Origin of the sequence: Nonomuraea longispora, assembly GCF_004348345.1 — a bacterium.
In the GTDB taxonomy this organism is placed as follows: Bacteria; Actinomycetota; Actinomycetes; order Streptosporangiales; family Streptosporangiaceae; genus Nonomuraea; species Nonomuraea longispora.
The window spans coordinates 1-12,470 of record NZ_SMJZ01000095.1 but is presented as its reverse complement, the minus strand read 5'-3'; the positions used below and the strand labels follow the sequence as shown (position 1 = coordinate 12,470).

Sequence of the window (12,470 nt, the reverse complement as noted above, 5' to 3'; positions counted from 1 at the left end):
CCTCCTGTCGATTTCCGCGGAGATGTTTTCCGCGGTGTGGAGCTCCAAGGACAGCGGTTTTTCCACGAAGATTGGGAGATTGCATGACAAAACGTCGAACTCTGGGGCGCCGTGCGCGAATGGCGGTACGCAGATGTAGACGGCGTCCAGGCCGCCGGCACTGAGCAGGTCCGCATGGCCGCCGTACGCGCGGGCGCCATGCCGCGCGGCCAGATCCTCGGCTCGGCGCGGATCGGTGTCGGCGATCCCGGCGATCGTCACGTCGGGGAATCCGGACAGAACGTCTGCATGGCGAGCGGCCACATTTCCGGCGCCGATGATGCCGATGCGGGTCATTGGGGACACAATCCCGCATATGCCACATCTGGCGGTCATCAAACAAACATGTTCATAAGCGCCTGTATCGGGCAGTTGTCGTGACCTCATGAGATCGGGGCTGACTGCATGGAGACAGATCTGCGCGCTTTGGCCAAGGTCCAGAAGTGGTACGGCCCGCACTCGAGCACCGCCGCCGCGTGGCCGGTCGACACCTTAAACCGCGCCAAGGGAAACACGACGGTGAGCGTCGTCCTGCCCGCTCACAACGAAGAGAGCACCGTGGGCGACATCGTCACCGCCATCCGCCGTGACCTCGTCGAGCGGGCGCCGCTCGTCGACGAGGTGCTCGTCGTCGACTCCCGATCCACCGACGCGACCGCCGAGCGGGCACGCGAGACGGGTGCCCGGGTGGTGGCCCAGGACGAGGTGCTCCCCCATCTGCCGCCGCTGGCCGGCAAGGGGGAGGCGCTGTGGAAGGGGCTGGCCGCCTCCCACGGCGACGTCGTCGTGTTCGTGGACGCCGACCTGCGCAGTTTCGGCGCCCACTACGTGTCCGGCCTGCTCGGGCCGCTGCTGACGGACCCCGGCATCCAGTTCGTCAAGGCGGCCTACGAGCGGCCGTACACGGGGGAGGACGGCGTCGTACGGCGCGGCGCCGGCGGCCGCGTGACCGAGCTCGTGGCCAGGCCGCTGCTCAACATGTTCTGGCCGGAACTGGCCGGGTTCGCCCAGCCGCTCGGCGGTGAGTACGCCGCCCGGCGCCAGGCACTGGAGCGGGTGCCCTTCGTCACCGAGTACGGCGTGGAGTTCGGACTCCTCGTCGACCTGCTCCAGCTCGTCGGGCTCGACGCGATGGCCCAGGTGGACCTGGGGCACCGTACGCACACCCACCAGCCGATCGACGCGCTCGGCCGGATGGCCGGGCAGATCATGCAGACCGCCTGGTCCCGCCTGGAACGGCAGGGCCGGGTGCTCGCGCCCGCGTCCCCAGCGCACACGCTGCTGCAGTTCGGGCTCGAAGGGCGGGCCGACCTGGTGGACGTGGCCGTGGCGGAGCGACCTCCGCTCGCCTCCCTCGTCCTGGAGGAGGATATGGCATGAAAGTCCTCATGAACGCGGGGCCGTGGCTGTCCACCCCGCCCCCCGGATACGGCGGCATCGAGAACGTCGTCGCCACGCTCGTGCCGGAGCTGCGCAGGCGAGGCGTCAGCGTCGTGCTGGCCGCCGCCGGATCGAGCACGCTCGCGGTGGACGAGCTGGTCAGCGTCTACGACGAGGGCCAGTTCCCCGAGTTGCAGAAGCCGTACAACCAGGTCATGGGCATCGCGCACGCGCACCAGGTCAGGGTGGTGAGCGAGCTGCGCGCCCGCGACGACATCGACCTCGTCCACGACCATCTCGAAGTGGTGGGGCCCGCGGTCTTGTCGGCGTTCGCCGGGCCGCCCGTCCTGCACACCCTCCACTGGGACCTGCACAAACATCCGGCCTTCTACGGCGCGTTCCCGCCGTCGGTCGCGGTCAACGGCGTGTCGGAGTCGCAGCTCGCCCGCGCCCCCGAAGCCCTGCGCGCGGCCTCGCTCGGCGCGATCCACCTATCCACGCCGCTCGCCGACGGCGACCTGAGGACAGAGCGCGGCGAGCACTTCGTCGTCATGGGCCGCATCTGCGGGCTCAAGGGCCAGCACGTGGCGGCCAGGATCTGCCAGAAGCTGGGGCTGCCGCTGGTGCTGGCCGGACCGGTGTGCGGCCGGACCTCCGCGGCCGAGCTTGACGTGGTGGCGCAGAACCCGTACCACCCGCTGCACAGCCACCCGGACGTGCGCTACCACCTCGACCAGGTGTCCCACTATCTCGACGAGGAGCTGGTCCGGTGGGTCGGCGCGGTCGGCGGCCAGGCCAGGGACCTGCTCTACGCCTCCGCCAGGGCCGCGCTCTTCCCCCTTCAGTGGGACGAGCCCGGCGGCACGGCCGTCGTCGAGGCGCTGGCTCTCGGGGTGCCGCCGGTGGGCCTGCGCCGCGGCTGCCTGCCCGAGATCGTCGACCACGGCCGTACGGGCTTCCTGGCCGACACCGAGGAGGAGCTGGCCGAGTGGATCCTGCGGGTGGACGAGCTGGACCCGGAGGAGTGCCGCCGCGAGGCCCGCCGCCGCTTCGCTCCGTCCGTCATGGCTGACCGTTACCTGGAGTTGTACGAGCAGGTCGCGCGTGCTCGCTGACCCTCAGGAGAAACCCCGGGGAAGCACGGTGACGGGGCAGGGGGCGGCCCTCAGCACCTTCATGGCCAGCTCGCCGAGGAACACCCGGTGCGGTTGCGCGTCCTCGCCGGCCGCGCAGACCAGCAGCTCGCCGGGCAGCCAGTCGAGGTCCTCCATCGCGGCGGCCACGTCGTGCCCCTCGGCCACCTCCGACTCGGCCTCGATGCCCGTGGTCTCCCAGGCCAGCCGGACGGCCAGCGCGAGATCGTCCCTGAGCCTGCCCTGGTCGTCCGTACGCAGGTCGAGGGTGATCAGCCGGAGCGGAACCCCCAGCCGCAGCGCCGCCTGCGCCACCCGCTCGACGGCCTCGTCGCACTGCGGCCGGTGCACGTAGGCCAGCGTCAGCCGGGCGAGCTCGCCGACGGGCACGTGCCCGGCGGGCGCCAGCATGACCGCCTCGGGCGACAGGTGGAGCAGGTGGTTGGAGGTGGAGCCGATCGTGATGCGGCCCTGCCGGCCCCCCGCCCCGGAGCCGACCACGATGAGGTCGCTTCTGATCCTCCCGGCCAGCACCGACAGCCCGCGCCCCGTGCCCCTGCTCTCGAACGTGATGTACTCGGCCGGAGTGTCCCCCAGCGCGTCGGCCGCGTGCGCCAGGTTGGCCTGCGCCTCGACCGCCAGCCCCGGGCTGCCCGGCGGGTAGATCGTGGCGACCGTGAGCTCGCCGCCCGTGATGTGCGTGATCGCGGCGCCGAGCGCCAGCGCCTCCCGCCCACCCACGTCGTCCGCGTAGCCGACGATCACGTGCTCACCGATCACGAGTGCCTCCCTACCCGCTCCGAACAGGGAATACGCGAAGCCTCCCGAGCCCTTGCCGCCCGGCCGGGAAGTCGGTCTTTCGGCTGAGGCTTTTCCGTACTTTCCACCTCATGATGGAGGCATCTGATGATCTCAGTTCGTAAGGTCATGTCCATCGCTCATTCACCGATTGGACACCTGTGTACGAGGAGATCGTCGACTTCGCCCTGGCCACGCCCGAATGGCTCCACGTGTTCGCCGAGGTCGGCACGGACGCCGGGTTATTCGTGTTCGTGGCGCTGTTCGGGGTGGCGGCCTGGCGCGCGTGGCGAGCGCCCGCCCGGGACCTGGCGCTGGTGATCGCCGGCCCGGCCGGGGTGGTGCTGACGTACGCCGTCAGCGAGGTGCTCAAGCTCGTCGTCAGGGAGGACCGGCCGTGCCGGGGCGGGATCGCGACGATCGCCGCCTGCCCGCCCCTGGACGACTGGTCGTTCCCCAGCAACCACTCCGTGATCGCGGCGGGCGCGGCGGCCACGCTCGTGCTGGTCTGGCGCTCGCTGGCCTGGGTGGCGTTCCCGCTGGCGGCCGTCATGGCGTTCTCGCGCGTGTTCGTCGGCGTGCACTATCCGCACGACGTCGCCGCGGGTTTCCTGCTCGGGCTGGCGCTCGCGCCGTTGTTCGCCCTGCTGACGGTGGGCGCCGTCACCCCCGCCGTCAGGCTCGCGCGAAGCCGTCTGTCGCCGCGATGAGCCGGCCCAGGATGCCCGGCTCGGAGTAGGCGTGCCCGGCGTCGGGCACCACGTGGAACTCGGCCTCGGGCCAGGCCCGGTGCAGGTCCCAGGCGGTGGTCATGGGCGTGCAGGCGTCGTAGCGGCCCTGCACGATCACCGCGGGGATGTGCCGGATCTTGCCGACGTCCCTGATGAGCTGCTCGGGCTCGAACCAGCCGCCGTGGTGGAAGTAGTGGTTCTCGATCCTGGCGAAGGCGACGGCCATCTCCTCCTCGCCGAACTCCGTCACCAGCTCGGGATCCGGCAGCAACGTGATGGTGGCGCCCTCCCACTGCGCCCACGCCCTGGCCGCCGCCAGCCGCGCCCCCGGATCGTCGCCCTCCAGCCGCGCCCGGTACGCCGTGATCAGGTCACCGCGCTCCTCGACGGGGATCGGCGCGATGTACCGCTCCCACAGGTCGGGGAAGAGATGGCAGGCTCCTTCCTGGTAGAACCAGCGCAGCTCCTGGGGCCGCAGGGTGAAAATGCCGCGCAGCACCAGCTCGGTCGTCCGGTCAGGATGCGTCTGGGCGTACGCCAGCGCCAGCGCGCTGCCCCACGAGCCGCCGAACACCTGCCAGGCGTCGATACCCAGGTGCTCCCGCAGCCGCTCCATGTCGGCCACCAGGTGCCACGTGGTGTTGGCGCCGAGGTCGGTGGCCGGGTCGGCGGCGTGCGGCCGGCTGCGGCCGCAGTTGCGCTGGTCGAACAGGACGATCCGGTAGAGCTCGGGGTTCCACTGCCGCCGGTGCTTGGCGTTGCACCCGCCGCCGGGGCCGCCGTGCAGCATGACGGCGGGCTTGCCGTCCGGATTGCCGCAGACCTCCCAATAGACCTGGTTGCCGTCGCCCACGTCGAGCAGGCCGGAATCGTACGGTTCGAGGGGCGGGTACAGAGTTCTCATGCCGTCCGATCCTGCCACCTCACGTCCACGTGTGGCGGGCCAGGAACGACCGGTCGCCGGTGGCGTACTCGTGGAAGGCCTGGCGCACGTCCGCCAGTTCCGGCACCGTCGTGCTGACGAGCGTGCCCTCTTTGTACTCCAGCTCGTAGCCGGGTGAGACCTGAAGGAAGTGCCGGCCGAAGCTGACCAGCGCGGCGAACGGGTTCTGCGGCGACAGCGTGGCCAGCACGTCGTGCACCAGCGCCAGGTCGGGGTCGTGCACGACCATGCCGTCACCCGTGTGCAGCTGCATGCCCTCGTAGACACCCAGCGGCGCCACGTTGTGCACGAGGTCGCGCTGCGGGTCGTAGCAGACCAGCCCGTGCGCCCGCGCGATCGTGAACACCTGCGCGGACAGCTCGTCCATCGCGTCGAGCTCCATCGTCACCAGCACGTGCCCCGGATAGAGCGTGATCCGCCCCGGCAGCTCCTTGGCGACGGCGGGTACGTCGCCGCCGGGCTCGCCGCGCTTGACTGCCAGGTAGGTGGCGCGCGCCTGGTCCCTGCTGATCGGCACCGGCTCGTCCCAGACCATCAACTCAACGCTCATCCGTCCATCTTGTCGAACCGCCGCCGCCTGCGCGCGACGCGGGGCCCCTCGTACCGGCCGACCGTGGCCCGGTACACCCTTTTGACCTGGGTGAATGTCCAGCGGAGTAATGAAGGGCCGATGGGGGGAAGGTACAAGGTCGTCACTGGGGCCCGGGCTTGTCCGGTAGAGCGGGGGAACGGAACATGGGGAGAGACCGCAAGGGAGCCTCGATGATCGAGATCTGGCCCGGAGACCCCTATCCGCTCGGGGCCACCTACGACGGCGCGGGCACCAACTTCTCGCTCTACACCGAGGTCGCGGACAAGGTCGAGCTGTGCCTGTTCGACGAGGCCAACACGGAGTCGAGGGTGCCGCTCACCGAGGTGGACGGGTTCATCTGGCACGGCTACCTGCCGGGGATCGGCCCGGGGCAACGGTACGGCTACCGCGTCCACGGGCCGTACGATCCCGCGCGCGGGCTGCGGTGCAACCCGGCCAAGCTGCTGCTCGACCCGTACGCGATGGCCATCGAGGGCGGGGTGCGCTGGCACGAGGCGGCGTACGGCTACCGGTTCGGCCAGCCGGACACCAGGAACGACCTCGACTCCGCCCCCTACGTGCCGCGGTCGATCGTGATCAACCCGTTCTTCGGCTGGGGGCACGACCGGCCGCCCGCGACGCCGTACCACGACACCGTGATCTACGAGGCGCACGTGCGGGGGCTGACGATCTGCCACCCCAAGATCCCGAGGCACGTGCGCGGCACGTACGCGGCGCTGCACCACCCGGAGATCCTGGACCATCTGACCAAGCTGGGCGTGACGGCGCTGGAGCTGATGCCGGTGCACCAGTTCGTCACCGACCACGTCCTCGAGCAGCGCGGCCTGTCCAACTACTGGGGGTACAACTCGATCGGGTTCTTCGCGCCGCACAACCGTTACTCCAGCCAGGGGCAGCGCGGTGAGCAGGTGCTGGAGTTCAAGGCGATGGTGAAGGGCCTGCACGAGGCGGGCATCGAGGTGATCCTCGACGTGGTCTACAACCACACCGCCGAGGGCAACCACCTCGGTCCGACGCTGGGGTTCAAGGGCATCGACAACCCCGACTACTACCGGCTGGTCGAGAACGACAAGCGGTACTACGTCGACACCACCGGCACGGGCAACAGCCTGCTCATGCGCTCGCCGCACGTCCTTCAGATGATCATGGACTCGCTGCGCTACTGGGTCATCGAGATGCACGTCGACGGGTTCCGCTTCGACCTGGCCTCGACGCTGGCGCGGGAACTGCACGAGGTCGACCGGCTGAGCTCGTTCTTCGACCTGGTGCAGCAGGACCCGGTGTTGTCGCAGGTCAAGCTGATCGCCGAGCCGTGGGACGTGGGTCCGGGCGGCTACCAGGTGGGCAACTTCCCGTCGCGGTGGACGGAATGGAACGGCTGCTACCGCGACACGATCCGCGACCTGTGGCGCGGGCAGCCGGCCACGCTGCCGGAGTTCGGGTCGAGGTTCACCGGATCGAGCGACCTCTACCAGGACGACAGCCGCCGCCCCGCCGCCTCCATCAACTTCGTCACCTGCCACGACGGCTTCACCCTCCAGGACCTCGTCTCGTACGACGGCAAGCACAACGAGGCCAACAAGGAGGGCAACCGCGACGGCACCGACGACAACCGCTCATGGAACTGCGGCGCGGAGGGCCCGGCCGACGACGCCGTCGAGACGCTGCGCGAGCAGCAGAAACGCAACTTCCTCACCACGCTCTTCCTGTCCCAGGGCGTGCCGATGCTCTCGCACGGCGACGAGCTGGGCCGCACGCAGCAGGGCAACAACAACGGCTACTGCCAGGACAACGCGCTGACCTGGGTCGACTGGTCGGACATCAGGGAGAACTGGCTGCTGCTCGAGTTCACGCAGAGCCTGGCCGAGCTGCGCAAAAGACATCCCGTCTTCCGGCGCAGGAGGTTCTTCTACGGCAAGCCGGTGCGTGGCCTGAGCGACATCGCGTGGCTGACCCCGTCGGGGGAGGAGATGACCGACAGCGACTGGAACGTCGGATACGCGAAGTCGCTGGCCGTCTTCCTCAACGGCGACGCCATCACCGAGCCCGACCGTCGGGGGCGTCCGATCAGGGACGACTCGTTCCTGCTGCTGTTCAACGCGCACCACGACACGATCCAGTTCACGATCCCCAAGGACTACGGCGAGATGTGGCACACGGAGATAGACACGGCCATGCCCATCAACGTGGGCTCGCGGATGAGCCGGGCCGGCGAGGCGGTCGCGGTGCCGGGCCGCAGCGTACGGGTGTTGCGTCGTGTCTAGGCCCACGTCGACCTACCGGCTGCAGCTGACGCCCGACTTCGGGTTCGCCCAGGTGGCGGAGATCGCCGGCTACCTGCGCGACCTCGGCGTCAGCCACGTCTACCTGTCGCCGATCCTGCAGTCCACGCCCGAGTCGCGCCACGGCTACGACGTCACCGACCACTCCAGGATCAGGGACGAGTTCGGCGGGGCGACCGGCTTCAGGGAGATGGCCCAGCACCTGGCCGCGCACGACCTGGGCGTGGTCGTGGACATCGTGCCCAACCACATGAACACGGTGAACGCGCAGTTCTGGTCGGTGCTGAAGGACGGGCCGGCCTCGCCGTACGCGCGCTGGTTCGACATCGACTGGGTCGACGGCACGGTGGCGCTGCCCGTGCTGGGAGACGACGTCGAGCCCGTCGTCGACGGCGACGTGCTGCGCTACCACGAGCACGCCTACCCCTACCCGGGCCACTACCGGCTGGTGGGCTGGCGCGAGGGCCCCGGCTACCGGCGCTTCTTCGACGTCTCGTCGTTAATCGGACTGCGCGTCGAGGACCCGGCGGTCTTCTTCGCCACGCACGAGGTGATCTTCTGGTTGCTCGACGAGGGGCTGGTGGACGGCCTGCGGGTCGACCACCCCGACGGGCTGGCCGACCCGCGCGACTACCTCGAACGCCTGCGCAGGCGCGCGGCCAGCGCGTGGACGGTCGTCGAGAAGATCCTCATCGGACCCGAGCGGCTGCCGGACGACTGGGCCTGCGACGGTACCACCGGCTACGACGTGCTCAACCGCGTCAACGGCCTCTTCGTCGACCCGGCCGGCAGGGAGCCGCTCGTCCGGCTCTTCAGCGAGCGGACCGGGCAGCCCTCGGACTACCGGCCCGTGATGGCGCAGACCAAGCGGGAGGTGCTCGACCTGTTCCTCGGCTCCGAGGTGGACCGGTTGGCCAGGGCCACCGGCTGTGAGCCCGCCGCCGTGCGGGAGCTGCTCGCCGCGATGCCGGTCTACCGCGCGTACGTCGTGCCGGGGGAGGAGCCGCCGCCGGAGTCGGTCGAGACCGTCGAGCTGGCCGCCGAGGCGTGCTCCCCCGCCGTGCGCCCGCTCGTCCGCGAGGTCCTGTACGGCTCCGCCGAGGCGATCATCCGCTTCCAGCAGACCTGCGGCCCGGTCATGGCCAAGGGCGTCGAGGACACGGCGCTCTACCGGTGGTTCCCGCTGGCCTGCCTCAACGAGGTGGGTGGTGAGCCGGACGTGTTCGGCGTCCCGGTGGAGGACTTCCACGACTTCTGCGCCGGGCTGCGGCCGTACACGATGACCACCTTGTCGACGCACGACACGAAACGTTCGGAGGACGTGCGGGCCCGGTTGTCGGTGTTGTCGGAACTGCCGGACGAGTGGGCCGCCGCCGTGGCGGAGTGGTCGTCGGCGCTGAGCTTCGACCCGTGCCTCGACTACCTGGCCTGGCAGAACCTCATGGCGGCGTGGCCGATCTCGGCCGAGCGGTTCACGGACTACCTGCTGAAGGCCGCGCGCGAGGCGAAAACCGCTATTTCCTGGATAAATCCGGATCCGTCCTATGAGCGCAAGTTGCGGGACTTCGCCGAGGCGGCCGTGCGGCTGCCCGTGGGCGAGTTCACCGCGCGCATCGAGCCGTACGCGATGTCCAACTCCCTCGGGGCCAAGCTCGTCCAGCTCATGATGCCCGGCGTGCCGGACGTCTACCAGGGCAACGAGATCACCGACTTCTCGCTGGTCGACCCGGACAACCGGCGGCCGGTGTCCTACCCGCCCAAGCCCGTGACCGCATGGGACACGGCCAAACACCTGGTGACCACTCAGGCGCTGCGAATGCGCCGGCGGCTCGGCGGCGCGGGGGCGTACCTGCCGCTGCGGGCGGACGGGCGGGCGGCGGAGCACGTGATCGCCTTCGCCCGGGGCGGCGAGGGCCCGGGCGAGGACTCCGGCGAGCGCCCGCGCGCGGTCGCCGTCGCCACCCGGCTCCCCGTGCGCCTGGCCGCGACGGGCTGGGGCGCCACGACGCTCACGCTCCCCACGGGGACCTGGCGCGACCTGCTCACCGGTGTCCGGCACACCGGGCGCATCCCGCTCGCGCACCTGCTCGGTCAGTATCCGGTCGCACTCCTGGAGAGACATGATCTTTGAGGTCTGGGCGCCCAAGGCCACGGCAGTCGAGGTGGAGGTCATGGAGGGGCGCCGGGCGATGTCCCCCGGTGAGGGTGGCTGGTGGTCGGCCGACGTGCCCGAGGCGGGGCACGGGACGACATACGGCTTCGTGGTCGACGGCGGCGGACCCTACCCCGACCCCCGCTCCCGCCGTCAGCCCGAGGGCGTCTTCGGGCCGAGCGCCGTCTACGACCACGGCCGCTTCACCTGGTCCGACCACGACTGGAAGGGCCTCGACCTGCGCGGCGCGGTCATCTACGAACTGCACGTCGGCACGTTCACGCCGGAGGGCACGTTCGCGGCGGCCGCGGAGAAACTGCAGCACCTGGTCGAGCTCGGCGTCGACTTCGTGGAGCTCATGCCCGTCGCTCCCGTGCCGGGCGGGCGCAACTGGGGCTACGACGGGGTCGACCTGTACGCGGTCAACGAGACGTACGGAGGGCCCGACGGGCTCAAGACGTTCGTGGACGCCTGCCACCGGGCGGGCCTCGGCGTCATCCTCGACGTCGTCTACAACCACCTCGGGCCGTCGGGGAACTTCCTGCGGCCCTTCGGCCCGTACTTCGCCGGTTTCGAGGGAAGTTACTGGGGCGAAGCGGTCAACCTGGACGGGCCCGGCTCCGACGAGGTCCGGCGCTACTTCACCGGCAACGCGCTGCAGTGGCTGCGCGACTTCCACATCGACGGGCTGCGGCTCGACGCCGTGCACGCGCTGCACGACAAGCGCGCCAAGCACCTGCTGGCCGAGCTGTCGGAGGAGGTGGACGCGCTGGCCTGCTCCGTCGGCAGGCCCCTGTCGCTGATCGCCGAGTCCGACCTCAACGACCCCCGCATGGTGCGCCCGCCGGAGGCCGGCGGGCTCGGCATGACGGCGCAGTGGGACGACGACGTCCACCATGCGCTGCACTGCGCGGTGAGCGGCGAGTCCCACGGCTACTACCAGGACTTCGCGCGCCTGCCCGCGCTGGCCAAGGTGCTGACCTCGGGCGTGCTGCACGACGGGACCTACTCGACCTTCCGCGGGCGCGTACACGGGCGCTCGTACGTCGGCGTTCCCGGACACCGGCTGGTCGCCTGCCTGCAGAACCACGACCAGATCGGCAACCGGCCCCAGGGAGACCGGCTGCCGATCCCCGCGCTCAAGCTCGGCGCGGGTCTCCTGCTGACCTCGCCGTTCACGCCGATGTTGTTCATGGGCGAGGAGTGGGGGGCGCGCTCGCCGTTCCTGTTCTTCTCCGACCACGTCGAGCCCCACCTGCGCGAGACCGAGGCGGAACGGCGCGAGCGGGAGTTCGTCGGGTTCTGGCCCGCGTGGGATGCGCCCGACCCTTCCGCGGAGGAGACGTTCCTCGCCTCGAAGCTCGACTGGAGCGAGGTGAAGGAGGAGGCGCACTGGTCGCTGCTGTGCTGGTACCGAGACCTGATCGCGCTGCGCAAGGCCCTGCCCGAACTGTCGGACCCGCGCCTCGACCGGGTGCGCGTTGAGACGGACCCGGACGGCGCCTGGCTGATCATGTGGCGGGGCTCGCTGGCCGTACTGGTGAACTTCACGCCCGACTCGGTGACGCTGCCCCTGACGCCAGGAACGATCGTGCTGGCCTCGGACGAACCGGTGACGGCCGACGGGGAGGGCGTGCGGCTACCGGGCCAGTCCCTGCTGATCTGCCGCCCACCCGCCCCCGTGGAGCCGATGGGACAACGTGTCTAGGTGTCGAACTCGCCCAGCTTGACGCCGCCGAGGAAGGCTTTCCATTCGGCCGGAGTGAAGATGAGTGCGGGGCCGTTGGGGTCCTTGCTGTGGCGTACGGCGACGAGGCCGGGAAGATTGCTGGCGACCTCGACACAATTCCCGCCGTTACCGCCGCTGTAGGAGCTTTTCCTCCATGCTGCCTGGGAGAGGTCTGCACGAATCAGGTCTTGTGGTTCCATCGCGCTCGGGCTTCCTCGATTAATTCCAGCGAATCTCCGGGACGGTACGCTTCTGCTCGTATTTTGTCATATCTGTCCCAGATGAGCGAAACGAAGTCGTGCTCTGCTGACACCTCGCCTTGACCTGCGGAGTCTACAGATACGGCTGTGGGAGCGTCGGGCAGTTCGGCGATGATGAAGCTCGACAGAAAGCCTGCGGTGCAGGGCGTCTCGAATGGGACGAGTTGCACGGTTATGTACGGGCGCTCGGCGGCTGTGACGAGGTGGTCGAGCTGCGCGGCCATGACCTGCGGCGTCCCGACAGGGCGGCGAAGAACCATTTCGTCGATGAGAACCCACACGGTCGGCGGCGTATCCGTGTCAACCTCGATGACTCACGAGGTGGCCGTCCCTCCTGATCAGTTTCGGCTGGTGAAGGTTTGTGCCTGTTCGTCCTGTTCATTGCGGGCGGGTGGCACCGCGACCTGCCCGAGACGCTCGGTGGGCGGCGG

General features: G+C 69.8%; 12 protein-coding genes and 1 pseudogene. 7 read left to right on the top strand and 6 right to left on the bottom strand.

Annotated features, from left to right (window positions below):
• Positions 1-36: 36 nt before the first annotated feature.
• Positions 37-279: pseudogene (locus tag E1267_RS47985) on the bottom strand (Gfo/Idh/MocA family oxidoreductase); the annotation flags it as partial.
• Here E1267_RS47985 and E1267_RS46580 point away from each other — a divergent pair.
• The 3 genes from E1267_RS46580 to E1267_RS23750 are packed head-to-tail and all read left to right on the top strand — an operon-like array spanning position 175 to position 2,534.
• Positions 175-420: a hypothetical protein gene (locus E1267_RS46580; protein ID WP_246064199.1), complete on the top strand. Its 246-nt coding sequence runs from the start codon at positions 175-177 to the stop codon at positions 418-420. The pseudogene E1267_RS47985 and the gene E1267_RS46580 overlap by 105 nt on opposite strands.
• A 24-nt stretch (positions 421-444) precedes the next feature.
• The gene (locus tag E1267_RS23755) at positions 445-1,419 is read left to right on the top strand and encodes a glucosyl-3-phosphoglycerate synthase (RefSeq protein ID WP_132335064.1); all 975 of its coding nucleotides are present in this window, start codon (positions 445-447) and stop codon (positions 1,417-1,419) included.
• Positions 1,416-2,534, top strand: coding sequence for a glycosyltransferase (locus E1267_RS23750; RefSeq protein ID WP_132335062.1), 1,119 nt, complete (start codon positions 1,416-1,418; stop codon positions 2,532-2,534). The genes E1267_RS23755 and E1267_RS23750 overlap by 4 nt, the downstream gene beginning before the upstream one ends.
• Before the next feature lie 3 nt (positions 2,535-2,537).
• Here E1267_RS23750 and E1267_RS23745 read toward each other — a convergent pair whose 3' ends face one another.
• Positions 2,538-3,332 (bottom strand): universal stress protein, encoded by a 795-nt coding sequence (locus E1267_RS23745; RefSeq protein ID WP_246064197.1) that lies wholly within the window; start codon positions 3,330-3,332, stop codon positions 2,538-2,540.
• A 179-nt stretch (positions 3,333-3,511) separates the two neighbouring features.
• Here E1267_RS23745 and E1267_RS23740 point away from each other — a divergent pair, with 179 nt between their 5' ends.
• Positions 3,512-4,060, top strand: coding sequence for a phosphatase PAP2 family protein (locus E1267_RS23740; protein ID WP_132335060.1), 549 nt, complete (start codon positions 3,512-3,514; stop codon positions 4,058-4,060).
• On the opposite strand, the gene pip is transcribed toward E1267_RS23740, so the two are convergent.
• Both pip and E1267_RS23730 read right to left on the bottom strand, forming a co-directional pair.
• On the bottom strand, positions 4,026-4,985 hold the full coding sequence (gene pip / locus E1267_RS23735; RefSeq protein WP_132335058.1) for a prolyl aminopeptidase: 960 nt from the start codon (positions 4,983-4,985) through the stop codon (positions 4,026-4,028). The genes E1267_RS23740 and pip overlap by 35 nt on opposite strands.
• A 19-nt stretch (positions 4,986-5,004) precedes the next feature.
• On the bottom strand, positions 5,005-5,574 hold the full coding sequence (locus E1267_RS23730; RefSeq protein WP_246064195.1) for a hypothetical protein: 570 nt from the start codon (positions 5,572-5,574) through the stop codon (positions 5,005-5,007).
• A 212-nt stretch (positions 5,575-5,786) separates the two neighbouring features.
• On the opposite strand from E1267_RS23730, the gene glgX reads away from it, so the two are divergent.
• Genes glgX through treZ form a run of 3 tightly spaced genes read left to right on the top strand, consistent with a single transcriptional unit; the run spans position 5,787 to position 11,758 of the window.
• Positions 5,787-7,880 (top strand): glycogen debranching protein GlgX, encoded by a 2,094-nt coding sequence (gene glgX / locus E1267_RS23725; RefSeq protein ID WP_181957829.1) that lies wholly within the window; start codon positions 5,787-5,789, stop codon positions 7,878-7,880.
• The gene (treY, locus tag E1267_RS23720; RefSeq protein ID WP_132335056.1) at positions 7,873-10,029 is read left to right on the top strand and encodes a malto-oligosyltrehalose synthase; all 2,157 of its coding nucleotides are present in this window, start codon (positions 7,873-7,875) and stop codon (positions 10,027-10,029) included. The genes glgX and treY overlap by 8 nt, the downstream gene beginning before the upstream one ends.
• Complete coding sequence (treZ, locus tag E1267_RS23715) at positions 10,019-11,758, top strand: malto-oligosyltrehalose trehalohydrolase (RefSeq protein ID WP_132335054.1); 1,740 nt, start codon at positions 10,019-10,021, stop codon at positions 11,756-11,758. The genes treY and treZ overlap by 11 nt, the downstream gene beginning before the upstream one ends.
• Here treZ and E1267_RS23710 read toward each other — a convergent pair.
• Complete coding sequence (locus tag E1267_RS23710; RefSeq protein WP_132335052.1) at positions 11,755-11,979, bottom strand: DUF397 domain-containing protein; 225 nt, start codon at positions 11,977-11,979, stop codon at positions 11,755-11,757. The genes treZ and E1267_RS23710 overlap by 4 nt on opposite strands.
• Positions 11,961-12,350, bottom strand: a complete 390-nt coding sequence (locus E1267_RS23705) for a DUF5753 domain-containing protein (RefSeq protein ID WP_281283693.1) — start codon at positions 12,348-12,350, stop codon at positions 11,961-11,963. The genes E1267_RS23710 and E1267_RS23705 overlap by 19 nt, the downstream gene beginning before the upstream one ends.
• Between the last annotated feature and the right edge of the window lie 120 nt (positions 12,351-12,470).

Bases quoted from the DNA above. Each gene is read 5' to 3' on its own strand.
- E1267_RS23755 (WP_132335064.1), top strand. From the start codon at position 445: ATGGAGACAGATCTGCGCGCTTTGGCCAAGGTCCAGAAGTGGTACGGC.
- E1267_RS46580 (WP_246064199.1), top strand. From the start codon at position 175: ATGGCCGCCGTACGCGCGGGCGCCATGCCGCGCGGCCAGATCCTCGGC.
- E1267_RS23730 (WP_246064195.1), bottom strand. From the start codon at position 5,574: ATGAGCGTTGAGTTGATGGTCTGGGACGAGCCGGTGCCGATCAGCAGG.
- glgX (WP_181957829.1), top strand. From the start codon at position 5,787: ATGATCGAGATCTGGCCCGGAGACCCCTATCCGCTCGGGGCCACCTAC.
- pip (WP_132335058.1), bottom strand. From the start codon at position 4,985: ATGAGAACTCTGTACCCGCCCCTCGAACCGTACGATTCCGGCCTGCTC.
- E1267_RS23710 (WP_132335052.1), bottom strand. From the start codon at position 11,979: ATGGAACCACAAGACCTGATTCGTGCAGACCTCTCCCAGGCAGCATGG.
- E1267_RS23750 (WP_132335062.1), top strand. From the start codon at position 1,416: ATGAAAGTCCTCATGAACGCGGGGCCGTGGCTGTCCACCCCGCCCCCC.
- treZ (WP_132335054.1), top strand. From the start codon at position 10,019: ATGATCTTTGAGGTCTGGGCGCCCAAGGCCACGGCAGTCGAGGTGGAG.